Origin of the sequence: Pseudomonas protegens, assembly GCF_013407925.2 — a bacterium.
In the GTDB taxonomy this organism is placed as follows: domain Bacteria; phylum Pseudomonadota; class Gammaproteobacteria; order Pseudomonadales; family Pseudomonadaceae; genus Aquipseudomonas; species Aquipseudomonas fluorescens_AP.
The window spans coordinates 4,977,464-5,000,402 of the sequence record NZ_CP060201.1; the positions used below are offsets into that span (position 1 = coordinate 4,977,464).

A 22,939-nucleotide genomic window follows, 5' to 3' on the forward strand; every position below is an offset into this window, starting at 1 on the left:
GCCATGCCAAACGGTAGGCCAACGCCGCACTTCGGTGCGGTGACGGCTGCCCGCGCTTCAACCCTTGATCGGTTCTGGAGTTCACGCATATGGCAGCTTTATCGCAAGCGAATCAAACCGGGCAGACCCCGGCCAACGTGGCCCTTCCCAGCGAGGCCCGCATGGGCCGACTGTCCCTGACCATGGCCTGGTGGGCGGTGTGCAGCGCGATGTTCTACATCGTCGTCGGCGCCTCCCTGGCCTTGTCCTACGGCACCCGCAATGCCTTGATCGGCATGCTCCTGTCGGTGCTCAGCTATGGCCTGGTGAACAGCGTGCTCAGCCGCTTCGCCATGCGCAGCGGGCTCTCGGTGGCGCTGTTCTCGCGGTTGCTGTTCGGCAGCACCGGGGCTTGCCTGGCGACCCTGATCTTTTTCTCCACGGCCATCTACTACGCAGTGTTCGAAGGTTCGGTGATCGCCGTGGCGCTCCATCACCTGTACCCGCAATTGCTGTACCCGCTGGCGGCCTTACTGGTGGTGCTGTACAGCGTGCCGCTGATCCTGGGCAGCGTGCAGCACTGGCTGGACAAGCTCAACGGCGTGCTGCTGCCGGTGTACCTGGGGGGCTTGCTGTTCGCCGTGGGCCTGTCCATCAGCCGTTATGGCTACCAGCCGCAATGGGTGGATTTCGGCCCGGCCAATCCCGGCAATACCGGCTGGTGGGATTGCTTCGTGGCCTACATGGGGGTGTGGATCCTGATGCTGTTCACCTTCGACTACGCGCGTTTCGGCAAGCCCGAGGACGCCGGCTACCACGGTCGCTGGAACTTCGGCATGCCGTTCTACGCGGTGACCTTTCTGCTCAACGGTGCTGCGGGGATCTACCTGGTGAGCAGCATTCCCCATGAGGGCGCGCTCAATGAAGTCTCGGTGGTGATGGCGATCCTGCAGTTGATGGGGCTCTGGGGGCTGTTGTTCGTCTGGGCCACGCAAACCCGGATCAACACCGCCAACTACTACCTGGCGACCCTGAACATGCAGGCGTTCTTCGGCCGCTTCGGCCTGCGGGGTTCCTACCTGATGTGGGCGCTGGCGGTGGGGATCATCGTCTACGGCCTGATGCTGGCGGATGTGTTCGCCTACCTGCTCAAGGCCCTGGCCTATCAGGGGATCTTCGTGGTGGCCTGGGTCGGCGTGGCCTTGGCGCAGATCCTGCTGGGGCGTACCGATGTGGCGGCGATTGATCGTGTGGCGGCCTTCAACCCGGTGGGGCTGACGGCCTGGTTCGGCGGTACGGCACTGGGCCTGATGCTGATGGGGGCGGGGGGCGGCCTGGCGAGTTTCTCGGCGCCGCTGACCGGGGTCCTGGCGTTTGCCTTGCAGGCCGGGCTCGCCAGTCGCTTGCACAGCCGCCTGCCCGCCGCCGGCTGAGCGGGCGACCGGGCAGGCGCTGGCTGATCAGAACAGCTGAGTGAACAGCCAGTACAGGCTGCCGGACAGCAGGATCGCCGCCGGCAGGGTCAAGACCCAGGCCATGGCCAGGTTGCGGATGGTGCGCATCTGCAACCCGCCGCCATTGGCCACCATGGTCCCGGCCACCCCCGAGGACAGCACGTGGGTGGTCGACACCGGCAGGCCGAACATGTCCGCCGCGCCGATGGTCAGCATGGCCACGGTTTCCGCCGAGGCGCCCTGGGCATAGGTCAGGTGGGTCTTGCCGATCTTCTCGCCGACGGTCACGACGATGCGCTTCCAGCCGACCATGGTGCCCAGGCCGAGGGCGATGGCCACGGCGATCTTCACCCACAGCGGGATGAAGCGGGTGGCGTTGTCGATCTGTTGCTTGAACAGTTGCAGCTTGTCCCGGGTGTCCTGGTCGAAGTGGCCGACCTGGTTCTTGTCCATCAGGCGGATGGCTTCGCTGGTCAGGTACATGTCGTTGCGCACGTTGCCCATGGCTTCGGCAGGCACCTTGGCCAGCGAGCCGTAGCCCTTGACCTCGGCACCGATGGCGCCGGTCAGGGCGGCCAGCGCGGGGATCAGCTCCGGCGTCGCTTGCTTGCTGCGCATGTACTCCGAGAGCACCGCGCGAGGATCGGCCGGGGCCGGTTGCGGGGCGCTCTTGATCAGGGCTTGCTGGGTGACTTCGGCCACCGCGGCAAATTGCAGCGACTGGTCGGCGGGCATGGTGCGGTTCAGCGCATAGGCCATGGGCAGGGTGCCCACCAGGATCAGCATGATCAGGCCCATGCCTTTCTGGCCGTCGTTGGAGCCGTGGGCGAAGGACACCCCGGTGCAGGTCAGGATCAGCAGGCCGCGAATCCACCACGGTGGCGGCGCGTCACCCTTGGGCGCCTTGTACAGGGCGCGGTTCTTGACGAACAGGCGCAGGGCCAACAGCAGCAGGGCGGCAAACACGAAGCCGATCAGTGGCGAGAACAGCAGGGCGTAGCCGACCTTGGTGGCCTGGCTCCAGTCCACCCCGCTGGTGCCGTCGCGGCCGTGCATCAGTGCGTTGGCCACGCCGACGCCGATGATCGAGCCGATCAGGGTGTGGGACGAGGAGGCCGGCAGCCCCAGCCACCAGGTACCGAGGTTCCACAGGATGGCGGCGATCAGCAGGGCGAAGATCATCGCAAAGCCGGCGGAGGAGCCCACTTGCAGGATCAGCTCCACCGGCAGCAGGGCGATGATGCCGAAGGCCACCGCGCCGCTGGACAGCAGCACCCCGAGGAAGTTGAACAGGCCGGACCAGACCACCGCGAACTGCGGCGGCAGGGAGTGGGTGTAGATCACCGTGGCCACGGCGTTGGCGGTGTCATGGAAGCCGTTGACGAACTCGAAGCCCAGGGCGATCAGCAGCGCCACCCCCAGCAGCAGGAACGGGGTCCAGGTGGTGACCGTGGTGCCCAGCTCGTGCATGTCGTGCACCAGGCTGTAGGCGGTGAACAGCAAGCCCATGGCCAGCACGGCGAAGAAGATCACCAGGGTGAAGGGGCTGGGTTTCTTATCCAGTTGCGGTTTGACGTCGGGGCTGGGAGACGCGGCAGTCAGTGACGGGGTGGCCATTGCCGGACAATCCTGTGGCGGAAGAGGAGTGTCGCCCATGATCGTAGCCAAATGTTACAGACAGACTGCCTCAGATCATGGTTTGCGCGATTGAGGCGTTCCGTTGATCCGATCCAGCCCGCGCCGTCGTCGTGCTCAGTAGTCCTGGCGTTTGCGGAAGGCCCAGCGCCCGGCGATCAGGGTGAAGGTGGCCACCAGCGCCACCAGGATCCAGAAACCCTCCGGGTCGCCGGAAAACGGAATGCCGCCGACGTTCATGCCGAAAAAACCGGCAATAATGTTGATCGGCAGCGCCAGCACCGTGACCACCGTCAGGGTGAACAGGGTGCGGTTGGTCTGTTCGTTGAGGTTGGCGGCGATCTCTTCCTGCAGCAGTTTGATCCGCTCCCCGAGGGCCGTGAGGTCGTTGATGATCAGGGCGAACTCTTCGGTGGATTTGCGCAGTTCCTTGACGTCTTCCTTCTGCAGCCACTGCGGCGGGCGGTTGAGCAGGCGCAGCAGGGAGCCCGGCTCCAGGGCCAGCAGGCGTTGCAGGCGCACCAGCACCCGGCGCATGGCCCCCAGTTCGGCGCGGTTGCTGGAAACCCGGGCGGCCAGGAGCTGGTCTTCGATCTGGTCGACGCTGAGGCTGGTCTTGCGCACGATCTGGGTCAGCACCTCGCCCTGGTCGCGCAGCAGGTGCACCAGCAGTTCCAGGGGCGAGCGAAAGCGTTCGCCGGCCTTGACCGAGGAGCGCAGCTTGTCCACCGAGTGCAGGGGTTGCAGGCGCGCGCTGATGATCAGGTTGCTGCGCACGCAGACCCACAGGGTGGAGATGTCCGAGGACACCATGCTGCTGAAGTTGAACACCACGTCGTTGACCACCGCCAGCAGGGCCGAGTCGACATGTTCGATGCGGGTCGAGCGCGAGCCTTCGTGCAGGGCTTCGAAGAACTCCTCGGGCAGTTGCAGGTGGGCCTTCATCCAGCGCTCGCAGGCGGCGTGGGCCAGGTTCAGGTGCAGCCAGAGGAATTCATCGCTGTCCTGGGGGTGTTGCAGGGCTTGCAGGGCCTTGGCCGAATCCAGTTCATGACCGCGTTCGCCGGGGCGAAAGCTGAAACCGTAGAGCAGGCCAAACAGATCGGAATCGCGGTGACTCTGGTCGAGGCTGTGGTTCATGGGGTCTCGCAGGAGGGACAGTGCCTGGCGCGGATTTCACAGGTTCACTTGGGCCCTATCATGGCAAGGCTTTTTGACAGTTTTGTGACGTTTCAACGTGCACAATCCGCGGCGCCATACCGGTGGTCGGCAGCGCTCAAGAATGGATTGCGCATGCCGATCACGCTCACATGCAATACGCATTCGACCCGCTTTGAATGTGCCTGACAGGGAAGTTCGGACCTACGCATGCCCTTGGTGGGCCTGCTCTATCCCTGTCATGAGATCTTCTCGATGTTTTTGCAAAAATCCCTGAGAGCGCAAATTCTTGCCCTGCTGAGCGGTAGCCTGATTGCGATGCTGTTGATCGCCCTGGCGTGTTTTCAATTGCTGTCCGGTGGCGTGCAGAGCTACCGCGAGCTGATCGACGGCCCGCTGCGCAGTTCGCAGCTGATCGACGAGGCCAACCTGCAGTTCAAGAGCCAGGTGCAGGAATGGAAGAACGTGCTGCTGCGGGGCAAGCAGCCCCAGGAACTGAACAAGTACTGGCAGCAGTTCGAAGATCGTCAGCGGGATGTGCAGAACATTCTCGGCCAATTGGCCCAGACTCCTGGTCTGGATTCGGCCCTCAAGAGCCGGGTACAGCGCTTGGCGGATGAGCACCGGCAGTTGGGTGCGGCCTACCAGAAAGGCCGCGATGCCTTCGTGGCCGGTGGTGCTGATCCGAGTGCCGGGGACGCCGCGGTCAAGGGCGTGGACCGCGCCGCCAGCGAGCAGATGAGCGAGTTGGTAACCCAATTGCGCAAGCATGGTGAGCAGCAGTCGCGGGACATCAGCGCCGCCGCCGACCGCACGGTGTGGCTGGGCATTCTGGTGATGCTGGGCTCGGGTCTGCTGATCGGCCTGCTCAGCCTGTGGCTGGTCAACCGCAGCCTGGTCCAGCCGATTCGCCAATTGATCGACTACGTGGCCCAGCTCAGCCGTGGCCAGTTCGCCGAGCGCGTGGCCAGCGAGCGTCAGGACGAGTTGGGCAAGCTGGCGGCCGCCGCCAACACCCTGCGCGACTTCCTGGCTCAGACCTTCAGCAGCCTGCAGCGCAGCGCCTCGGACCTGGACAGCTCCAGCGGCGAGCTCAACGCCATCGCCACGCTGATGTCCCAGGGCACCAACGAACAGTTCAGCCGCACCGATCAGGTGGCCACGGCGATGAACGAAATGTCCGCCACTGCCCAGGAAGTGGCGCGCCACGCCGCCGACGCCGCGCGCGCCGCGGATGATGCCGACCAGTCGGCGCAGCAGGGCGAGCAGGTGATGCAGAGCACCATCCACAGCATCACCCAGATGCGCAGCGAGATCGCCAACACCGCGACGGTGATCCGTCGCCTGGAAGCCGACAGCGGGCGTATCGGCAAGGTGCTGGAAGTGATCCAGGGGATTGCCGAGCAGACCAATCTGCTGGCGCTCAATGCCGCCATCGAAGCGGCCCGGGCCGGTGAGGCCGGGCGTGGATTCGCCGTGGTCGCCGACGAAGTGCGCAGCCTGGCGCAACGCACCGCGGCGTCGATCATCGAGATCAACCAGATCATCCACAGCGTGCAGACCGGCGCGGTGGACGCGGCCCAGGCCATCGAGAGCGGCCAGTCCCGCAGCGAGCAGAGTGTGCAGCAAGTGACCGAGGCCGGGGCCATGCTCGAACGCATCACCCAGGCCGTGGAGGCAATCCGCGACATGAACCGGCAGATCGCCACCGCCGCCGAGGAGCAGACCTCGGTGGCCGAGGACATCTCGCGCAACCTCACCGAGATCACCTCGATTGCCAGTACCAATCTCGACAATGTCCAGCGCACCGAGGCGGCGAGCCGTGACCTGCATGGTCTGTCGGGTCAGTTGAACGAGGTCACCTCGCGTCTGAGTGCCTGACGCCGGTCATCCTGTATCGGCCGGCTTACCAGGCCGATACACGATCACTCTCAAGTGGCGGTGGGCGGTGTCGATGACCGGTTATCTTTCCCGAACCAGGACGCACGCCATGGTCAGCATCACGTCGATTTCCATCAGCCAGACCCCGGTCACCCCGAGCAAGACCCGGATTGACGCCAGCGCCAGCGACAGCAGCGCCACCACTACCGGCAGCGCCACCGACGTCGGCGCTGCCGACAAGGCGCCGGCTGCGGGCGGTGCCGCGGCGGGCGGGGACAGCACCAGCAGCGAAGATTCCAGCAGCGATACGGTGAAGGAGCTGCGCAAGCAGATCGCGGAGCTGCAAAAGCAGTTGCAGGAGCAGCAACAGCAGCTGCAAGCGGCGCAGAACAGCCAGGACAGTGCCGACGCCAAGGCAGCGGCGGTGGCGGCGGCCCAGGCTCAGGTGGCCACCACCAGCGCCTCCCTGCAAACCGCGACGGCGGCCCTGCTGCAGGCGTTGCAGGAGTCGGAGAGCGGTGCTTCGGGGTCGCTGCTCAGCACCACGGCCTGATTGTTTTTTCATGCCCCATGGCACAAGGCCGCGCTCCCGAAACGGGGCGCGGCCTTGTGCCGTATGGCGGGTTAGTGATCTTGCTTGTTGCTCAGGACCTGGCCGGTCTTGGCGTCCAGGTCCACGTCCCACTCGATGCCTTTGCTGTCGCGCAGTTCCACCTGGTAGACGTAGGCGCCGGTGGCGGTCTGTTCCAGCTCGGTGTCGGTGATGCTGGCGGCGGTGGTGCCGGGGTGCTGGGCCAGGGCGGCCTGGTTGAGTTTTTCCAGGTCCATGATGGCGCCGGACTTGAGCAGGCCCGGGATCAGGTCCGGGCGGACATCGGCCTGGGCCAGGCCGGCGGTCAGGGTCAGGGCGGCAGCGGCGAACAGGGCAGAGAACTGGTTCATGGTGTTGATTCCTTGGCGTGATGGCTTTCGATGGGCACAGGTTAGCCAGTGCAACTTAATTCACCCTTAATTCAGCGCAGTGTTTGCGTCGTTTGTTCAAGCCGGGGGCCGGGCGACACCGGCAAGCTGGTTTCTCCCTTGTTAAGGAGACACCTTGAATGAAACGCATGCTGGCATGGTTGTATGGCCCCTTGATGCTGGGCGGATTCATCGCCGGCGGGGTGTATTGGATGGGTGACGGGCAGGCGTCTGCGCTGGGTTTGCTGGTGCTGTTCGCCGGGGCGCTGCTGGTGTCGTTCCTGGCGGAATGGGCATTGCCTTACGAGCCGGCCTGGAACCGCTCTCAGGGCGACCGGTTGCGCGATGGCTTGCACGCACTGGTCAATGAAAGCCTGAATGCCCTGGGGTTGCTGGCCTTGCCGGGGTGGGTGGCATGGCTGGGCTGCGATGGCCTGTGGCCCCGGGACTGGCCGCTCTGGGGGCAGTTGCTGCTGGCGATAGTGATCGCCGATGGCGGGATCAGCCTGGCCCATTACGCCAGTCATCGCTGGGCCTGGCTCTGGCGCCTGCATGCGGTGCACCACAGCGTGCAGCGCCTGTACGGTTTCAACGGTCTGCTCAAGCACCCTCTGCACCAGATGCTGGAGGCCTCGGCGGGGTTGCTGCCGCTGGTGCTGCTGGGCATTCCGCTGCCGGTGGCGCAGCTGCTGGCCCTGGCCATCGGCATTGCCTTGCTGTTGCAGCATTCCAACGTCGATATGCGCATGGGGCCGCTGCGGCGGGTGTTTGCCTGGGCTCCGGTGCATCGCTTTCACCATATGAAGTATGGCCGCGCCGGCGATGTGAATTTCGGGCTGTTCTTCAACCTCTGGGACGGGCTGTTGGGCACCGGGTTCTATCGCGACGACTACTCGATGCGCCAGGGCGATCTGGGTATTGGCAGTAGGCCCGACTACCCGCTGGCGTATTGGCCGCAGTTGCTGGAGCCGTTCAAGGTCCAGCGTTATGCGGTCGAGCCCAAGGTGCCTGCCGCGTTGCGGCGGTCGGTCAATCCAGCAGGCGAGGCCTGAGGGTTTTCAGGGCCTGACCGGCGGTGACTCCGAACAGCGCTTTCAGGGTGCGGGAGAAGTGCGCGCTGTCGGCAAAGCCGGCGCCATGGGCGGCCTGGGCCACGGGTTGGCCGTCGAGCAGCAGGGCCATGGCCAGGCGCAGACGCCGCCAGAGCACCAGGCGCCGCACCGGCAAGCCGACATCGCGGGCAAACAGGCGCTCCAGCTGGCTCAGGGAGACGTGGGCCTGGGCCGCCAGTTGCGTCGCCACCACCCTGCCTGCGAGCGCGGCATCCAGGGCCTGCAGGGCCCGCGCCACACGCCGGTCGGCCAGGGGCTGGCGCGGGCAGGCGCGCAGCGCCGCCTCAAGCGTGGGCAACGAGGGACGCACCTTGTGGACACAGGCCAGCAGGTCTGCGGCCGCAATCGACAACGGCTCGGCATAGACCGTGAAGGCGTTGCTGGGCGCCTGCACAATGGCATGCCGCTGCAGGGCCTGGATCACCAGGAAGTGCCCGCTGTGGGGCATGCCGTCGAGCTCCAGCGTCACCGGTTGCTCGGGGGCGATGATCAACTGATGGGCGTAGTGGGCATGGGGCGCGGTGCGCCCCATGGCGCCTTGAATCAGGCCGAAGTCACGCCCCAGCCAGAGCTCGCCGCTCCAGTGCAAGACCGACATTCAGTAACCGCTGGCCTCCAGCAGTTGGGTCACGCTGGCGTTGGCCGGACGCTTGAAGTACTTGAGCAGCTCGGCGCTGCGGTTGGTGAAGATACCGTCGACCCCGGCGTCCATGGCTTTCTTGAAGTCCACCGGTTCATCGAGGGTGTAGGCGTGCACCAGCAGGCCCTGATCGTGGGTGTACTGATTCATCCAGGGTTGCACCAGATCCGCGTAGCTTTGCTCGCCGCCCGCCGTCAGGGCCGTGGAGGGACCGGTGCCAATGGCGCCCTGGGCCTTGGCGTAGTCGATCCAGCGCTTGAATTCGCCCGGGTCCTTGGGTTGCTGCTTGGCGTAGTAGGCCGCCTTGTCGGTTTCGCCGCTGTCGGCGAAGGTCACGCTGGACGCCGGTTCGATGCTGCCGGCCCCGACCCACAGCAACAGCACCTTGGGCACCTGGGGCATTTCCTTGTGCAGCAGTTGCAGGCTGTGCTTGTCGAAGGTCTGCAGCACCACCTTGCCTTGGCCCTGGCCCACGGCCAGCTCGCTCTTGGCCAGCTTGGAGCCCGCCGGGCTCAGCCAGCCGCGATCCTGGAGCTTTTCCTTGAGTTCGTGCTCGATGCCGGGGAACAGCTGCGGCTCCTTGGTTTCGATGTACAGCCCGGGTTTGTGCTGCGCGCTGCCTTGGGCGATGTCGATGATCTCGTCCAGGGTCAGGATCTTCAGGCCGGCAAAGCCCGGCCGGGCGCGATCCGGGTGGGCCTGGTTGAACCAGCTGCCGGCGTCGAGGCTTTTGAGCTCGGCCAGGGTGAAGGCATTGGGCGGGCTGTCCTTGCGCTCGGGGAATTTCTGCGCCACGTCGGTGGTGCGTAGCAGGTTGTTGTCGTGCAGGGCGAAGAGCACGCCGTCCTTGCTGCGCTGCAGGTCCAGCTCCAGATAGTCCGCCCCCAGATCCCGGGCCAGGCGGTAGGCCGCCGCCGTGGACTCGGGGGCATCGAACGAGGCGCCACGGTGGGCGATCACCGCTGGCTGGGGGATGCCCAGGCGCGCCGCCAGGGCATTCGGATCCGACTGTTCAGCGGCCTGGGCCAGGCCGCAACCGAGCATCAGGCCCAACATCAGGGCGCAAGGAGTGAAGGTCGCAGGCATGCTCGAAATCCTTTCGTGGAGGCGGGGACAAGGACCTATCTTTTAGCAACACAATGACGCTTGTGCTATCTCCCGGGCGATATAAATCCTTCTCATGCGCATCAGTCAGGGTTTTTTCCGGCGCTTTGCAGTACTCTTGGGCGCGCAGTTTCCCCAGCAGAGGGAAGCCTCAACACAGTCCTTTCCTTGCCTCGCGTGTAGACCATCGATCACCCAGTCCTGCGGGACTTACCGTGAGGTTTACCATGAGCATCACCTCTGAACTCATCTGCCAGGCCGCCGACCAGCTCAAGGGTTTTGTCGGTTTCAATCGCAAGACCGGGCGTTACATCGTGCGTTTCAGCGAAGACTCCTTCGGCATGGATGTGGCCGACGACGCCATAGTGCCGGCCAGCGAATTTGTCTGGGCGCCGGTGTCCGATCAGGCCATGAGTCTGAAACGCGAGCAGATCCAGTTGTTGCTGGACCAGAACATCGACGACCGGATCAACATCAGTGAACCGCTACGGGTCTATATGCGCCGTAGCGATCTGCCGGAAATCCAGGCCGTGCGCAGCCTGTTGCCGACGGCTCAGGATTGATCCGGCGGCAGGCCTGGACCGCTGTGGACCGCGGTTCGGGCCTGTGCTTGAGGGCGCACAGCGTAGGCCCGTTCGACCTTGCCGACCCGGGTATGAGCGTACTGGTACCAGTCGTTGCGTCCGCGCTCGCGGATGGCGCTGTGTTCGGCGTGGTGCTTCCACGCCAGGATGGCCGCCTCACTGTTCCAGTAGGACACGGTGATGCCGAAACCGTCCGCGCCCCGGGCCGATTCGACCCCGAGAAAACCCGGTTGCCGACGCGCCAGTTGCAGCATGCGCTCGGCGGCCTGATCGTAGTCGGGGTCTGCGGCGCCGCGTTGGGAGCTGAAGATCACCGCGTAGTAGGGCGGGGCGGGTGTCTGGCCGATCATCCTCGGGCCTCCAGGCAGGCATTGAGCAGGGCGCGGACCAGGGGCGGGGTCTGGCCCTTGAGAGCCGCGCGCTCGGGCTGGAACAGGGTGGCGACGAAAAATGGATGATCGTCGAGCTCCACGGCGCGCAGGTCCCCCAGGCGGTCATGGCCGCTGGCGCGCAGGGCGCCAGCGAGCAGGGGCCCGGCAAAGTCCGGATTGACGCCGTAGCGGCAGCGATAGCCTTCCTCGATGCGTTGGGTGCCATAGGCCTCGGCGATCCGACTGCCGTCTTGCAGTTCGATGCCCTTCCGGGTCTCCACCAGGGCGCAGCTCAAGGGGGTGAGCAGTGCGCGCTGGGCATCGGGGGCGATTTCGCCGTGTTCGGCATCGGCCCAGCCCAGCACGTTACGCGCGTACTCCAGGACCGCATGCTGAAAGCCGCCGCAGGTGCCGAGGAAGGGGCGCCGTTGCTCCCGGGCCACGCGGATCGCCAGCAGCGCGCCATGGATATTCAGGTACGGGCTGCCGGGCACGCACCAGATGGCGTCGAAGCCTTGCAGCCGCTGCTCGTCGGTCAACTCAGGAGTGGCCAGCCATTGCACGTCGAGGGTGATGGCGGCGTCGGCTGCGGCCCGAGCCAGGGCCAGGGGAATGGCCTGGTGCGCGGTGATCTGTGGGTCGTGATCCCCCACCAGGGCAATGCGCAGGGTGGGTGGCGAGGCGGGTGCTTGCATGGGCTTCTCCGGTCAGGGGGCTGGCTTGTCGATTGCCTGGGGCCACTATAGATTGGCGTCCACGCAATCAATATTGGCGTTTACCCAAGTGATCAATGCAGCAGCGCACTATCAGCTGGAATACCCCGATCTGTCGCTGGTCCTGGCCCTGGTCCGTGGCGGCTCCCTGGCCCGTGCCGCGGCCCTGCTCAAGGTGGATGTTTCTACGGTGTTTCGTGCCGTGCGTCGCCTGGAAGCCGGGCTCGGTCAGCAACTGTTCGACAAGAGCCGTGCCGGCTACCTGCCCACCAGCCTGGCCCAGGCCCTGGCGCGGCAGGCGGAACAGGCGGAACAGGCCCTGGAGGCGGCGCGGATCGGTGTGGCCCAGGGCGGCGAGGTGATCAGCGGCACGGTGCGCCTGACCTGTACCGACTCGGTGTTGCAGGGCCTGTTGCTGCCGGCCCTGGCGCAGTTCATGCCCAAGTACCCGGCGCTGGTCATCGAACTGTGCACCTCGAATGATTTCGCCAACCTCAACCGCCGCGATGCGGACATCGCCGTGCGCCTCACCGCGACGCCTGCGCAGCATCTGGTGGGGCGCTGCCTGGGGGCGGTGACGTATCGGGTGTGCACCAGCCCGGCGTACCGGCAGCGGGTCGATTGCACCGATCTGGCGCGAGTGGCCTGGATTGCCCCGGATGACTTTCTGCCGGACCACCCCACGGTGGTTTGGCGCCGTCAGCAGTGGCCCGGTGTGCAACCCAGTTATCGCTGCAACAGCATGCTGGCGGCGACCGAGCTGGTGCGGGCCGGCCTGGGGGTGGCGGCCTTGCCGGACTTTGTCATGGGCGGTGGCGACCTGGAGGCGCTGGGCGAACCCCTGGAGCATCAAACCGCCTTGTGGCTGCTGACCCGCCCGGACTGTCGGGCCCTGCGTTCGGTGGTGACGCTGTTCGATGAGCTGGGGCGTCATCTGCGCAGGTCCTGAACACCTCAGGCGGCCGGCGGCTCCTTGCCGACAAAGTGCGCGTGCATCTCGCTGGTGAGGTTCTCGATGCGTTCGCTCAGTTGCTTGGTCATTTCCGTGAGGCGGGTGTTCTGCTCCAGCAGTGCCAGCAACTGCCCGGTGGTTTGCTCGGCCTGGGCCTGGCGTTCGCTGTTGGCGATGGCCAGGGCTTCGCGGTGCTGGGCGTCGGCGTCGGACTGGGCCTTGTCGCGGGCGGCCTGGCGGGTCTGGGCCAGCAGGATCAGTGGCGCGGCATAGGCCGCCTGCAGGCTGAAGGCCAGGTTCAGAAGGATGAAGGGGTAGACGTCGAACTGCGTGACGCCGCTGAGGTTGAGGGCGATCCAGATCACCACGATCAGGGTTTGTGCCCCGAGAAAGGTCGGGGTGCCGAAGAAGCGGGCAAAGGCCTCGGCCTTCAAGGCGAAGGCATCGTTGCCGAAGGTGGGGGCCAGGTGCGCGTGGGCGCGGTGAAAGCGCAGGTGATCGGGGACCGGGGTGGTTTTCTTCGGCGTGTCGCTGGAACTCATGATGGCCTCCGCCAGGCTCTGGGACGTGAGGCCACTATAGTCTTCAAGGCTGTGCCCCGACGTCATTATCGACGCCGGGAACACCTGCCCTCACAACGCATCGCGTTCGTTGGCGAACATGCTCACCGCTTGCACCGCGTCACTGGCGCCATCGCGAATCTGCAGGATCGCGGTGCCGGCCTGATCCGCCAGTTGCACGCCCTTGGCCGCCCGTTCCCGGGTGCCGTCCATGCTCTTGATGGCTTGCAGGGTTTCGTTCTGGATCATGTCGATCATGCTGGCGATTTCCGCGGTCGAGCCGCTGGTGCGCGCCGCCAGCTGGCGAACCTCATCGGCCACCACGGCAAAGCCGCGACCCTGTTCTCCGGCCCGAGCGGCCTCGATGGCGGCATTGAGGGCCAGCAGGTTGGTCTGGTCGGCAATCCCGCGGATGGTGTTGACGATGGCGGTAATCTGCTCGGAACGTTCGCCCAGGCGGGCGATCAGGGTTGAAGAGTCCTCGATGTTATGGGCGATCTGGCGCATTTCACTGGCGGCCTGCTGGATCACGTCGGTGCCTTGCTCGGCGACTTTGCGGGTCTGCACCGAGATGTGATACGCCTGGCTCGCGCTGTGGGCGTCCTGCTCGTGTTTCTCCACTTGCTGGGTAACGTCGGCGGCGTACTTGACCACTTTGCACAGGCGTCCGCTGGCGTCGTAGACCGGGTTGTAGTTGGCTTCCAGCCACAGCGTGCGGCCGTGCTTGTCGATCCGTTCGAAACGGCCGTTGAAGAATTCGCCCTTGTTCAGGCGATTCCAGAAGTCCTGGTAGGCGCTGCTGTTGACCAGTTCGGGCTTGCAGAACATCCGGTGATGCTTGCCCTGGACCTGCGCCAGGCTGTAGCCCATGCGGCTGAGGAAGTTGGCGTTGGCGTTGATGATGCTGCCATCGAGGTTGAATTCGATCACTGCCATGGCCCGGTCGATGGCATCCAGCTTGTTGCGTGCTTCAGTCTCTTCCTGGATCCGGGCGGTGACATCCAGGGCGTACTTGACCACTTTGTACACCGCGCCCGAGGCGTCGCGGATCGGGTTGTAGCTGGCCTCCAGCCACAGGCTCTGCCCGGCGCTGCCGATTCGTTCAAAGGTTCCGGACTGGAACTGACCTTCTCTGAGGCGCGCCCACCATTGCTGGTAGTCGCTGCTGCGGGCGTATTCCGGGGTACAGAACAGGCGGTGAGGCTGGCCGATTACCTGGTCTTCGCGATAGCCCAGGGTCTTGAGGAAGTTTTGGTTGGCACGCAATACGCAGCCTTGCAGATCGAACTCGATCACCGCCATGGAGCGCTCGATGGCCTCCAGCAGGCTCGATTGTTCGGCCACGGTGCGGTTCAGGGAGTCGATGGTCTTGTTGTGGCGGTTGAATAGCATGTGGGCAGGTGCTCTGTGGGAGAAACGTTGCGTCGATCCCTATTGAGTGCGCCGGTACGCCGAATGCTCCCCGGCGCTCGGCATTATCTGCTCAATGTCAGCGTTCCATGACTGACAGATACGTTCGCAGTGATGCAACGGGTCACGTTTCGTGCGCGTGTCGGTGGCCGCGTCAAGGGAGACGTAGCGGCTGCGAATCGATTTAGTTGGATTGATTGGCTTCGGTGGCGGCGGTTGCGGTTGAGGGCACTCGTTACTGCGAAGTGGCGGCATTATGATGGCAATTGCCTGGATAAATCCAAATAAACTTGTACAAAAATATTTTTTACTCCCTTTTTGTATAAGTTTTTTGGATTTTATGCCAATTGCGTTTGTGGCGCATAGCCGTTGGCATCGTTGCTGGCTATCCGGTTGCGTCCGGTTTTTTTCGCCTGGTACAGGGCTTGGTCCGCGGCATTGAGCCAGGTGGCCGGATCCTCGAAACCCGCGTCGAATGCGGCCAGGCCAATACTCAGGCTGACATTCAGTTCGCTCACTTGCGGGTGCCGGTACTGGCTGAAGACCCGGCGCAGGCGTTCCATGATATCGAGTGCCTGCTGCGGGCTCATGCGCGGCAGGATCACGCAGAACTCGTCGCCACCGTAGCGACCGGCGAGGTCGTCGTGGCGCAGGTTGCGTCGCAGTTCGTTGCTCAAGTGACGCAGGACGGTATCGCCAACGATGTGGCCGTAGGTGTCGTTGATCGCCTTGAAGTGGTCGATGTCGATCAGGGCGATGCAGGCTTGCATCTGCTGCTGTCGGCACTTGTGGAACTTGATGTGCAGCAGGTCCTTCCAGGAACCGTGGTTGAGCAGGCCGGTGAGGCTGTCGGTACGACTCAGGGCGCTCAGGGCGCGCTTGTGTTCGGACAGTTTGATCGCCAGGCGATAGCAGACCATTCCTACAGCCAGGGGATAGAGGGTCAGCATCGGCAGGCAGGCGTAGATCTGCAGCGGGCTGATAATTGCGGTGAAGTGGGCCCCGAACAGGGCCCAGGACAGCAGCACCCCGGTGCACTGGGCCAGGCTGCCGCGAATGAACAGGCGCAGGCCACCAGCAGCCACGTTGTTCATGGCCATCATCGAGAGGATGGTTACCGCCGGCAGTGGGTTGAACTGCATGGTCGCTGCCCAGAAACCGCCGAGCAGCGAGTCATACAGCAGATTGCGCCGCTCTGCCCGGTAGGGAAACGCCGAACGGGCGGACAGTTGATAGGCCAGGTGGGGCCAGATCAGGCCGTTGAACAACAGCAGGGCCCATATCCAGTCGGGCAGCGCCAGGGGGGCGAGTGCCGCGAGGACACTGATGCCACCGATGCCCAGGCCGATGATCCTTGGCCAATAGATGCGTCGGGCAAATGACAGCCCTTTGCCGCGTTGGTTTTCCATAAATTCCTGCACCAGATTTTGCACTGAAACACCGTGTGGTGTTTTTGCGGCATTGCCGTTTATCGGATCAGTCTGGTGAATATTGTCATTTATTCCACTAGGAATAATCAGTGTCCTTCGAAGCCATTTCACGGTGGCCGGGGCAGGGCATGCTGCTAGGTCGACCTGAATCAGGCCTGGTAGTGGCTGAGAAACATGTCCAGTGCCGATTCGATGACCCGGGTCTGCATGTCCGCTGTCAGGGGCGGTTGGCCCAGGGTGATCTGCGGCCAGAAAGCGAAGCTCTTGAGCAGCCCGTGCACCTGCTGGGCTGCGAACTCCGGGTCCAGCGGCTTGAGGCGACCGTCGGCCAGGGCGCTACGAATCCACAGGGTCAGGCCTTCCTCCCGTTCACCGAGCCGCGCCACCATGTCCTGAGCCCGCTCCGGGGAATGGATGGCGGCAGCAATGGCCACTCGGGCCAGGTCCAGGAAGTTGTCGTCGGCCAGCAGTTGCAGCTTGGCCCGCAACAGGGTTTGCAGTTGCTCGCGCAGGGGCCGGTCGGGGCGGTAGGCGACTTCCGCTTGGGCGCTGATACTGGCCCAGAGCTTGTGCAGGATCTCGGCGAACAACTCTTCCTTGCTCGGAAAGTGGTTGTACACCGTGCGCTTGGATACTCCGGCCGTGGCGGCAATCTTGTCCATGCTGGTGATGTCGAAGCCGCTGGCGCGGAATTCGCTGATCGCCGCCTGGATGATGGCATTGCGTTTAAGGTCGGTGAGGCGCTTCGGAGCTGTCATAAGTTGGGTTCGATCAGGGTGGGCGGCTAAATCAATCGGCAGTCTACTTCGTCTTAATCCTGTTGCAATGTAGAAACTACACTGTGTAGTGTAGTTCTCCTTCAGAACGATGATTGGCGGCTGATGCTTGCGTGCCTTGGCCAGTAGATCGTCCCGTAGAGCCACCTCGGAACCTTGCCGCGTTCCACGGAGTCCTTTCAATCATGGCCAATGTCTCGTCCAGCCTGATCCGCGCTTCTGGTCAGCCAACTTCTCGTCAGGAGCAGGGCGCCTTTCGCAACCATGCACCGGTGCGACGTGCCGGCTTCGGCAAAACCCTGCAGATCTTCTGGAACATGCTGTTCCACAAACCGCGCAATACCCGCCCGGCCGGGGCGATTCCGGTACAGCCGTTGACCCCTGAGCAATTGCTGGCAGCGCCCAATCACAGCGTGTTTCGCCTGGGGCACTCCACTGTGCTGCTGAAGATGCGCGACAAGTTCTGGATCACCGACCCGGTGTTTGCCGAGCGGGCCTCGCCGGTGCAATGGGCCGGGCCGAAGCGCTTTCATCAACCGCCCATCAGCCTGGAGGCGCTGCCGGAGATCGAGGCGGTGATTCTGTCCCACGATCATTACGACCACCTGGACCACCAGACGGTGCTGACCCTGGCCGACAAGACCCGACACTTTCTGACCCCGCTGGGCGTAGGCGACACCCTGATCAAATGGGGCGTACCGGCGACCAAGGTCCGGCAGTTGGATTGGTGGCAGGGGTGCGACGTCGAGGGCATCCGTTTTGTCGCCACGCCGTCGCAGCATTTTTCCGGTCGTGGCCTGTTCGACGGCAACCGGACCCTGTGGGCCTCCTGGGTGATGATCGATGGGCCGACGCGGATCTTCTTCAGCGGTGATACGGGCTACTTCGACGGCTTCAAGCGCATTGGCCAGCAGTACGGTCCCTTCGACCTGACGCTGATGGAAACTGGGGCCTACAACGTCGAATGGCCCCACGTGCACATGCAGCCGGAGCAAACCCTGCAGGCCCATATCGATCTGCGTGGCCGTTGGCTGCTGCCGATCCATAACGGCACCTTCGACCTGGCCATGCATGCCTGGCACGAACCCTTCGACCGTATCCTGGCCCTGGCCTGGGAACGCAGCATCCACATCACCACGCCACAGATGGGCGAAGCCTTCAGCCTGGCGCAACCTCAGCGGGGCGCCGCCTGGTGGCTGGAGGTGGATGGCGTTCCGGAGCCGATGGGCATCGAGTCCGCGTGAACCAGGACTGGCCACGAGGGTGGCCAGTTTCCTGATTCATCTGCTTTGGACTCGGTGGCGAGTGCCGGCGCGGTGTCGGTAGCTGTCCCGGGCCGTGGATCATTCGATCATGGCGTAGTCGGGGCGCTCCATCGGATTGGGGGTTGCTCCGCGGATGTTCATGCCGCGACCAGGGGTGAAGCCGGGGAAGAACACCAGGCCTTGTGCTTCAAGGCAGAACGCCAGGGCCAGCCGAGTGACATCACGCACCTCGTAGCCGGCCTCAAAGCGCTGAATGGCTTGCACCGAGACGCTGGACTCACGGGACAGTCGGTCCATGTCCCAACCCAGCATGTCGCGGGCCTGGGCACAGTGCTGCGGAGTGAACTGATAAAGGGCGATACGTTCCAGGGTTATTTTCATCGCTACAGAGGCCATGGTTTTCTCCGGGAGGTTAGGCAGTGTGTTGGCTTGATACTGGTTATTTGTACAGTTGTTTTGCTGACTGATCAAACTCAATTTCTGCCAACCCCCGAGCCTTTGGTCACAAGGTTTTACCTGGCAACGCAGCCTGCTGAGTCAGGTAGGTGCTGGGGGATTGCCCCAGTACCCGGCGGAACATGGTGGAGAACGCCCCGGGGCTGTCATAGCCAAGGTCCAGCGCAATCCGGGTTACCGGTTCGGCGCTCGCCAACCGTGCCAGGGCCTGAATGACGCAGGCCCGTTGGCGCCACTGCACGAAGCTCATGTCGGTCTCTTGGCGAAACCAGCGGTTGAAGGTGCGCAGGCTGATATGCAGTCGGTCAGCCCACTGCTGGGGAGATTGATGGACATTGGGGTGAGCGAGAAAAGCCCGGCACAATTCCAGCAGTGGGCCATTGGCCGGCAAGGGAATGTGCAGCGGTAAGCGAGGGCAGCGCTGGATTTCGTGCAGCAGCAGGCCGACCAGCAACCCGTCACGCCCGTGCTGATCGTATTCCAGGGGCATGTCCACGGCCTCCAGCAGCAGTTGGCGCAGCAGTGGCGAGATGCCGACGACCCGACAGTCGTGGCTGTCCAGGGGCGCGGCGCCAGGTTCTATATAAAGGCTGCGAGTGCTGACCCCAAGCATCAGTACTTCATGTTCTACCCCTGGTGGAATCCACACCGCCCGCTGCGGCGGCACCACCCAGTTCCCCTGGGCGGTGCTCACCTGCATCACTCCGGTGGCGCCATACAGCAGTTGCGTCCGGCGATGACTGTGACGCGGCAGGAGCTGGCCGTCGGCATAGTCGGTGCCGATGGCCACGACCGGACGCGGGGTTTGGTCCAGTGAGTCGATGGAGATATTGCGCATGCGACGAGGTTCCTGGCTGGCGTAAACGCAAACATTATTGGCTGACCTGCTGAAGTTGGCCAGGGCTCGATCTTCTATTGTCCGCAGCTTCTCTCCCAGACGGATGCGGCTCGATGTTCTATCTACTGCTGGCAGTTTTTGGTTGCATGACTGGCGTCAGCGCGGTGCTGTTCGGCTTCGGCGGCGGTTTTGTGGTGGTGCCGCTGTTGTACTGGATGCTGTTGAGCAGCCAGGGCGCCGACTCGGCGGCGGGGCATTCGGCCATGCATATCGCTGTGGCCACTTCGACCTGCGTGATGATCGTCAATGCTCTGGTGGCCAGCTGGCGGCATCAGCGGGCCGGTACTCTGGTCCGCCATTACCTGTGGCCCCTGGGCGCTTACATCGCCCTGGGGGCAATGTTCGGCGCGGCCGCGGCGATGTGGGTCAGTGGCGAGGTGATTCGTTATGCCTTCATTGCCTACCTGGGCATCACCATTGCCGATTGCCTGCTGCGGCGCGGCTTTCTTGAGCAGGTGAACCAGGCTCAGGCTCGGCGCCTGGGGGGCGGTGAAACGCTATTGGGGGGTGTAGGAATAGGCGTAATTGCGACTTTTCTCGGGGTGGGAGGCAGCGTCATGACTGTACCTCTGTTACGCCGTTGCGGCCTGAGCATGACCCAGGCCACCTCCATGGCCAATCCCCTGAGCGTCCCGGTGGCCCTGGCCGGAACCGCCACCTACCTGGCCTTGGCGCGCTTCAGTCCATCCGATTTTGGTCCCGGGTTCATCGGCTATGTGGATCTGCTGGCGTTCTCGGTATTGTCCCTGGGCTCGTTGCTGGGCATCCGTCTGGCCACGCCGTGGATCGGCCGTATCCCGGATCGGGTGCATGCGCGGGTGTATATCGGCCTGCTGCTGTTGGTACTGATCAGCCTGTGCCTGAAGTGACAGACGCATCGCTGCGGGCAGAACCTGGCGGGGTCTGAAACTACTGTGCGTGAAGCCCCGGTGCTTCGCGGATCAGGAAGTGGTCGAGGTTCTCGATGTTGGCGCTGAAGACCCCGAAGGTCGCCTCGGGATTTTTCTTGCTCGGTACTTGCTTGAGTGTCGGGGTGACGCCGTAGAAGAAACAGTACAAATCGCGCTGGCTGTCGATGGCGCTCTTGATCTCCTCGAGGAAGGCTTTGCGCTTGCGATAGTTGTCGATCAGCTTCTTGCTCAGGTAGACGTTGACCGAGTAGGGCTTCTTCTTCGATTCGTCAGCGGCCTTGAACCAGACCTTCTGCTCGAAATCGATGCGAAAGCTCTGGGTGTAGTCCTTGATTTCCTTGATCTTGCCCCAGTAGATCAGCCCCTTGTTGTCCAGCAGGTACTCGATCTTCTTGAAGAACGAGGCGTAGGACGCGGTGTGCTCGCCGATTTTCAGCGGCATGCGCTTGAGCAGTTCCTTGTCGTCGATATTCGACACGAAACATTCCACCGGGTGGGCGAAGACGCAGGTCTTGTCCGCAGTGGTGTCGCCCTCGGCGCGCTGGTTTTGTGAGCGGGCCGAGGCCACTGGCGGATTGTCCCTGGGCGTCTGTGTCGCCGCGGTCGGGCTGCTGGGTCGACGCGTGTATTCGCGGCGGGTCAGCAGCAGTTCCGAAGGGAAGTGTTCCTCGCGTTCATCCTCGGCTGATGTGCCTTCGAGGCTGCCGGCACCCTTGCCGAGCCGGTAAGGGCAGCTTTCTATATGCAGCGTGCCGGGCAGGTTCTTGAAGTGCGGGGTGCGCAGGTAATTGACGTTCTTGGCATTGAAGGTGCCCAGCTGATTGGCGGCATCGAACGCTGCGCGACAGTCATCGTTGGGGCACTGGAAGCTTTCCTGGGCGGAATCGAAAGCCACGGTTTCATCGAAATTCAGATCCCGCACGTCATAGATCGACAATTTGTCGTCGAGGCTGATGCAGTAGGCGGTATCGAATTTCATGGGCGCTTTGATCCTTAAGCGGGGGAGGGGTCTTTATAACGGCAGGTCTTGCAGCCTGCACGCATTTTAACGAGCCCGCTGCGCTGTCTGTTTCCATTGCCCATAAAAAAGCCCTGAACAGGTCAGGGCTTCTTGTTTGTCGCATTGATCCGGGAATCAATCCCAGCTCAGAGCACCGCCAGTTTGATACTCGATCACGCGGGTCTCGAAGAAGTTCTTCTCTTTCTTCAAGTCCATGATCTCGCTCATCCATGGGAACGGGTTGGTGGTGCCTGGGTATTCTTCCTTCAGGCCGATCTGCGACAGGCGACGGTTGGCGATGAACTTGAGGTAGTCCTCCATCATCGCCGCGTTCATGCCCAGCACGCCGCGCGGCATGGTGTCGCGAGCGTATTCGATTTCCAGTTGGGTGCCCTGGAGGATCATCTGGGTGGCTTCTTCCTTCATCTCGGCATCCCACAGGTGCGGGTTTTCGATCTTGATCTGGTTGATCACGTCGATGCCGAAGTTCAGGTGCATGGATTCGTCGCGCAGGATGTATTGGAACTGCTCGGCGACACCGGTCATCTTGTTGCGCCGGCCCATGGACAGGATCTGGGTGAAGCCGCAGTAGAAGAAGATGCCTTCCAGCACGCAGTAGTAGGCGATCAGGTTGCGCAGCAGTTCCTTGTCGGTGTCGACGGTGCCGGTTTCGAACTTCGGATCGGAGATCGAACGGGTGTACTTCAGGCCCCAGGCGGCTTTCTTCGCGACCGATGGAATCTCGTGGTACATGTTGAAGATCTCGCCTTCATCCATGGCCAGCGATTCGATGCAGTACTGGTAGGCGTGGGTGTGGATCGCCTCTTCGAATGCCTGGCGCAGGATGTACTGGCGGCATTCCGGGTTGGTGATCAGGCGGTACACGGCCAGTACCAGGTTGTTGGCAACCAGGGAGTCGGCGGTTGAGAAGAAGCCCAGGTTGCGCATGACGATGCGGCGCTCGTCGTCGGTCAGGCCTTCCGGGTTTTTCCACAGGGCGATGTCGGCGGTCATGTTGACCTCTTGCGGCATCCAGTGGTTGGCGCAGCCGTCGAGGTACTTCTGCCAGGCCCAGTCGTATTTGAACGGCACCAGCTGGTTGAGGTCGGCGCGGCAGTTGATCATGCGCTTTTCGTCGACCGCGACGCGGGCGGAAGAGCCTTCCAGTTCTGCCAGGCCTTCGGCGATGTCGAGCTGGTCCAGGGACGCCTTGGCACGGGCAACGGCAGCGGAGTCGCTGGCGGTCACGGCGCGGGCTTCCAGGGCGGCGGCACCACCGGCGCTGTCGAGGCGGTCCATGTTGGCTTCAGTGGCGTGGCCGGCGTTGGCGCCTTTGACTGCAACTTCGCCTTCTTCTTTGTCGAATTCGTCCCAGCTCAGCATGACGTGTCGTCTCCTGCTCGAGGGCCAGATGCCCGTGTGAAAACAAAAGGGTTGGCTTTTCACACGGCGCTACTGGCCGCGTTAAATCAATAGAAATCGTTTGTTGCAGCTGTGAACGCAGGCAATAAACAGAAATATATGTCCGGGTGCCTTGAGGCTGCTGTCGGGCGGAACTGAGGGTGTCGGTTCCGGCGCGGGATTCAGCAGGTCGTTTTCATCCGGTAAGGGAATGTTGCGGGCCCGTTTTGAGGACGCATTATAAGGATATTTTCCGGGTCGTGGGGTGACCGATGGGCGCAGGCAGGCC

23 protein-coding genes and 2 pseudogenes are annotated in these 22,939 nt (G+C 63.4%); 9 read left to right on the forward strand and 16 right to left on the reverse strand.

Features of this window, described 5'->3' with window-relative positions; genetic code table 11:
• Window positions 1–89: 89 nt before the first annotated feature.
• Window positions 90–1,412, forward strand: a complete 1,323-nt coding sequence (locus GGI48_RS23200; RefSeq protein WP_179600220.1) for a purine-cytosine permease family protein — start codon at window positions 90–92, stop codon at window positions 1,410–1,412.
• Between the two features lie 27 nt (window positions 1,413–1,439).
• On the opposite strand, the gene GGI48_RS23205 is transcribed toward GGI48_RS23200, so the two are convergent.
• Entirely contained in the window at window positions 1,440–3,050 is a 1,611-nt protein-coding gene (locus GGI48_RS23205; protein WP_047305681.1) for an inorganic phosphate transporter, read from the reverse strand.
• A 135-nt stretch (window positions 3,051–3,185) separates the two neighbouring features.
• Window positions 3,186–4,208 (reverse strand): transporter, encoded by a 1,023-nt coding sequence (locus GGI48_RS23210; RefSeq protein ID WP_016968126.1) that lies wholly within the window; start codon window positions 4,206–4,208, stop codon window positions 3,186–3,188.
• 855 nt (window positions 4,209–5,063) lie between these two features.
• Here GGI48_RS23210 and GGI48_RS31625 point away from each other — a divergent pair.
• The 3 genes and pseudogenes from GGI48_RS31625 to GGI48_RS23220 form a co-directional block, all read left to right on the forward strand.
• Window positions 5,064–5,174, forward strand: a pseudogene (locus GGI48_RS31625) (hypothetical protein); the annotation flags it as partial.
• A gap of 228 nt (window positions 5,175–5,402) precedes the next feature.
• Window positions 5,403–6,107 carry a methyl-accepting chemotaxis protein gene (locus GGI48_RS31630; protein ID WP_409283939.1) on the forward strand — a complete coding sequence of 235 codons (705 nt, stop codon included), beginning with the start codon at window positions 5,403–5,405 and terminating at the stop codon, window positions 6,105–6,107.
• A gap of 109 nt (window positions 6,108–6,216) precedes the next feature.
• Window positions 6,217–6,660: a hypothetical protein gene (locus tag GGI48_RS23220; RefSeq protein ID WP_016968124.1), complete on the forward strand. Its 444-nt coding sequence runs from the start codon at window positions 6,217–6,219 to the stop codon at window positions 6,658–6,660.
• A 71-nt stretch (window positions 6,661–6,731) separates the two neighbouring features.
• Here the strand turns inward: GGI48_RS23220 and GGI48_RS23225 are convergent, their stop codons facing one another.
• Window positions 6,732–7,049, reverse strand: a complete 318-nt coding sequence (locus GGI48_RS23225; RefSeq protein WP_103740075.1) for a PepSY domain-containing protein — start codon at window positions 7,047–7,049, stop codon at window positions 6,732–6,734.
• Between the two features lie 158 nt (window positions 7,050–7,207).
• On the opposite strand from GGI48_RS23225, the gene GGI48_RS23230 reads away from it, so the two are divergent.
• A complete protein-coding gene (locus GGI48_RS23230; protein WP_016968122.1) occupies window positions 7,208–8,119 on the forward strand; it encodes a sterol desaturase family protein in 912 nt (303 codons plus the stop codon).
• On the opposite strand, the gene GGI48_RS23235 is transcribed toward GGI48_RS23230, so the two are convergent.
• Window positions 8,097–8,777 (reverse strand): helix-turn-helix domain-containing protein, encoded by a 681-nt coding sequence (locus GGI48_RS23235; protein ID WP_179600224.1) that lies wholly within the window; start codon window positions 8,775–8,777, stop codon window positions 8,097–8,099. The genes GGI48_RS23230 and GGI48_RS23235 overlap by 23 nt on opposite strands.
• Entirely contained in the window at window positions 8,778–9,905 is a 1,128-nt protein-coding gene (locus GGI48_RS23240; RefSeq protein ID WP_179600226.1) for a glycerophosphodiester phosphodiesterase, read from the reverse strand. It abuts the gene before it with no gap.
• A gap of 245 nt (window positions 9,906–10,150) precedes the next feature.
• Between GGI48_RS23240 and GGI48_RS23245 the strand changes: the two genes are divergently transcribed.
• Window positions 10,151–10,486: a DUF2025 family protein gene (locus GGI48_RS23245; RefSeq protein ID WP_016968120.1), complete on the forward strand. Its 336-nt coding sequence runs from the start codon at window positions 10,151–10,153 to the stop codon at window positions 10,484–10,486.
• On the opposite strand, the gene GGI48_RS23250 is transcribed toward GGI48_RS23245, so the two are convergent.
• Both GGI48_RS23250 and GGI48_RS23255 read right to left on the reverse strand, forming a co-directional pair.
• A complete protein-coding gene (locus GGI48_RS23250; RefSeq protein WP_179600228.1) occupies window positions 10,477–10,857 on the reverse strand; it encodes an antibiotic biosynthesis monooxygenase family protein in 381 nt (126 codons plus the stop codon). The two genes, GGI48_RS23245 and GGI48_RS23250, sit on opposite strands and share 10 nt — an antisense overlap.
• Window positions 10,854–11,573: a CTP synthase gene (locus tag GGI48_RS23255; RefSeq protein ID WP_179600230.1), complete on the reverse strand. Its 720-nt coding sequence runs from the start codon at window positions 11,571–11,573 to the stop codon at window positions 10,854–10,856. Before GGI48_RS23255 ends, GGI48_RS23250 begins: the two co-directional genes overlap by 4 nt.
• Here GGI48_RS23255 and GGI48_RS23260 point away from each other — a divergent pair.
• Window positions 11,572–12,540: a LysR family transcriptional regulator gene (locus GGI48_RS23260; RefSeq protein ID WP_181956998.1), complete on the forward strand. Its 969-nt coding sequence runs from the start codon at window positions 11,572–11,574 to the stop codon at window positions 12,538–12,540. The genes GGI48_RS23255 and GGI48_RS23260 overlap by 2 nt on opposite strands.
• Window positions 12,541–12,545: 5 nt before the next feature.
• Here GGI48_RS23260 and GGI48_RS23265 read toward each other — a convergent pair whose 3' ends face one another.
• From GGI48_RS23265 to GGI48_RS23280, 5 genes and pseudogenes are all read right to left on the reverse strand, one after another.
• Window positions 12,546–13,085, reverse strand: a complete 540-nt coding sequence (locus GGI48_RS23265; protein WP_016968116.1) for a DUF1003 domain-containing protein — start codon at window positions 13,083–13,085, stop codon at window positions 12,546–12,548.
• A gap of 90 nt (window positions 13,086–13,175) precedes the next feature.
• A complete protein-coding gene (locus GGI48_RS31635) occupies window positions 13,176–13,757 on the reverse strand; it encodes a methyl-accepting chemotaxis protein (protein ID WP_409565413.1) in 582 nt (193 codons plus the stop codon).
• 12 nt (window positions 13,758–13,769) lie between these two features.
• Window positions 13,770–14,495 (reverse strand): annotated as a pseudogene (locus tag GGI48_RS31640) (PAS domain-containing protein); the annotation flags it as partial.
• A gap of 356 nt (window positions 14,496–14,851) precedes the next feature.
• On the reverse strand, window positions 14,852–15,922 hold the full coding sequence (locus GGI48_RS23275) for a diguanylate cyclase (RefSeq protein WP_016968114.1): 1,071 nt from the start codon (window positions 15,920–15,922) through the stop codon (window positions 14,852–14,854).
• A 170-nt stretch (window positions 15,923–16,092) separates the two neighbouring features.
• Complete coding sequence (locus tag GGI48_RS23280; protein ID WP_179600234.1) at window positions 16,093–16,701, reverse strand: TetR/AcrR family transcriptional regulator; 609 nt, start codon at window positions 16,699–16,701, stop codon at window positions 16,093–16,095.
• A gap of 203 nt (window positions 16,702–16,904) precedes the next feature.
• Between GGI48_RS23280 and GGI48_RS23285 the strand changes: the two genes are divergently transcribed.
• Entirely contained in the window at window positions 16,905–17,963 is a 1,059-nt protein-coding gene (locus GGI48_RS23285) for an MBL fold metallo-hydrolase (protein ID WP_179600236.1), read from the forward strand.
• A gap of 99 nt (window positions 17,964–18,062) precedes the next feature.
• Here the strand turns inward: GGI48_RS23285 and GGI48_RS23290 are convergent, their stop codons facing one another.
• Together GGI48_RS23290 and GGI48_RS23295 are read right to left on the reverse strand one after the other, a co-directional pair.
• Window positions 18,063–18,380, reverse strand: coding sequence for an XRE family transcriptional regulator (locus GGI48_RS23290; protein ID WP_016968111.1), 318 nt, complete (start codon window positions 18,378–18,380; stop codon window positions 18,063–18,065).
• Between the two features lie 106 nt (window positions 18,381–18,486).
• A complete protein-coding gene (locus tag GGI48_RS23295; protein ID WP_179600238.1) occupies window positions 18,487–19,278 on the reverse strand; it encodes an AraC family transcriptional regulator in 792 nt (263 codons plus the stop codon).
• Between the two features lie 113 nt (window positions 19,279–19,391).
• On the opposite strand from GGI48_RS23295, the gene GGI48_RS23300 reads away from it, so the two are divergent.
• Complete coding sequence (locus GGI48_RS23300; RefSeq protein ID WP_179600240.1) at window positions 19,392–20,207, forward strand: sulfite exporter TauE/SafE family protein; 816 nt, start codon at window positions 19,392–19,394, stop codon at window positions 20,205–20,207.
• Between the two features lie 40 nt (window positions 20,208–20,247).
• Here GGI48_RS23300 and GGI48_RS23305 read toward each other — a convergent pair whose 3' ends face one another.
• Together GGI48_RS23305 and GGI48_RS23310 are read right to left on the reverse strand one after the other, a co-directional pair.
• Window positions 20,248–21,228 carry a hypothetical protein gene (locus GGI48_RS23305; RefSeq protein ID WP_179600242.1) on the reverse strand — a complete coding sequence of 327 codons (981 nt, stop codon included), beginning with the start codon at window positions 21,226–21,228 and terminating at the stop codon, window positions 20,248–20,250.
• A 156-nt stretch (window positions 21,229–21,384) separates the two neighbouring features.
• On the reverse strand, window positions 21,385–22,632 hold the full coding sequence (locus GGI48_RS23310; RefSeq protein WP_011062780.1) for a ribonucleotide-diphosphate reductase subunit beta: 1,248 nt from the start codon (window positions 22,630–22,632) through the stop codon (window positions 21,385–21,387).
• Window positions 22,633–22,939 lie beyond the last annotated feature (307 nt).

Bases quoted from the DNA above. Each gene is read 5' to 3' on its own strand.
- GGI48_RS23225 (WP_103740075.1), bottom strand. From the start codon at position 7,049: ATGAACCAGTTCTCTGCCCTGTTCGCCGCTGCCGCCCTGACCCTGACC.
- GGI48_RS23265 (WP_016968116.1), bottom strand. From the start codon at position 13,085: ATGAGTTCCAGCGACACGCCGAAGAAAACCACCCCGGTCCCCGATCAC.
- GGI48_RS23310 (WP_011062780.1), bottom strand. From the start codon at position 22,632: ATGCTGAGCTGGGACGAATTCGACAAAGAAGAAGGCGAAGTTGCAGTC.
- GGI48_RS23255 (WP_179600230.1), bottom strand. From the start codon at position 11,573: ATGCAAGCACCCGCCTCGCCACCCACCCTGCGCATTGCCCTGGTGGGG.
- GGI48_RS23295 (WP_179600238.1), bottom strand. From the start codon at position 19,278: ATGCGCAATATCTCCATCGACTCACTGGACCAAACCCCGCGTCCGGTC.
- GGI48_RS23280 (WP_179600234.1), bottom strand. From the start codon at position 16,701: ATGACAGCTCCGAAGCGCCTCACCGACCTTAAACGCAATGCCATCATC.
- GGI48_RS23245 (WP_016968120.1), top strand. From the start codon at position 10,151: ATGAGCATCACCTCTGAACTCATCTGCCAGGCCGCCGACCAGCTCAAG.
- GGI48_RS23275 (WP_016968114.1), bottom strand. From the start codon at position 15,922: ATGGAAAACCAACGCGGCAAAGGGCTGTCATTTGCCCGACGCATCTAT.
- GGI48_RS23305 (WP_179600242.1), bottom strand. From the start codon at position 21,228: ATGAAATTCGATACCGCCTACTGCATCAGCCTCGACGACAAATTGTCG.
- GGI48_RS23235 (WP_179600224.1), bottom strand. From the start codon at position 8,777: ATGTCGGTCTTGCACTGGAGCGGCGAGCTCTGGCTGGGGCGTGACTTC.
- GGI48_RS23300 (WP_179600240.1), top strand. From the start codon at position 19,392: ATGTTCTATCTACTGCTGGCAGTTTTTGGTTGCATGACTGGCGTCAGC.
- GGI48_RS23250 (WP_179600228.1), bottom strand. From the start codon at position 10,857: ATGATCGGCCAGACACCCGCCCCGCCCTACTACGCGGTGATCTTCAGC.
- GGI48_RS23285 (WP_179600236.1), top strand. From the start codon at position 16,905: ATGGCCAATGTCTCGTCCAGCCTGATCCGCGCTTCTGGTCAGCCAACT.
- GGI48_RS31630 (WP_409283939.1), top strand. From the start codon at position 5,403: ATGTCCGCCACTGCCCAGGAAGTGGCGCGCCACGCCGCCGACGCCGCG.
- GGI48_RS23210 (WP_016968126.1), bottom strand. From the start codon at position 4,208: ATGAACCACAGCCTCGACCAGAGTCACCGCGATTCCGATCTGTTTGGC.
- GGI48_RS23205 (WP_047305681.1), bottom strand. From the start codon at position 3,050: ATGGCCACCCCGTCACTGACTGCCGCGTCTCCCAGCCCCGACGTCAAA.
- GGI48_RS23230 (WP_016968122.1), top strand. From the start codon at position 7,208: ATGAAACGCATGCTGGCATGGTTGTATGGCCCCTTGATGCTGGGCGGA.
- GGI48_RS23240 (WP_179600226.1), bottom strand. From the start codon at position 9,905: ATGCCTGCGACCTTCACTCCTTGCGCCCTGATGTTGGGCCTGATGCTC.
- GGI48_RS23200 (WP_179600220.1), top strand. From the start codon at position 90: ATGGCAGCTTTATCGCAAGCGAATCAAACCGGGCAGACCCCGGCCAAC.
- GGI48_RS23260 (WP_181956998.1), top strand. From the start codon at position 11,572: ATGGGCTTCTCCGGTCAGGGGGCTGGCTTGTCGATTGCCTGGGGCCAC.
- GGI48_RS23290 (WP_016968111.1), bottom strand. From the start codon at position 18,380: ATGGCCTCTGTAGCGATGAAAATAACCCTGGAACGTATCGCCCTTTAT.
- GGI48_RS23220 (WP_016968124.1), top strand. From the start codon at position 6,217: ATGGTCAGCATCACGTCGATTTCCATCAGCCAGACCCCGGTCACCCCG.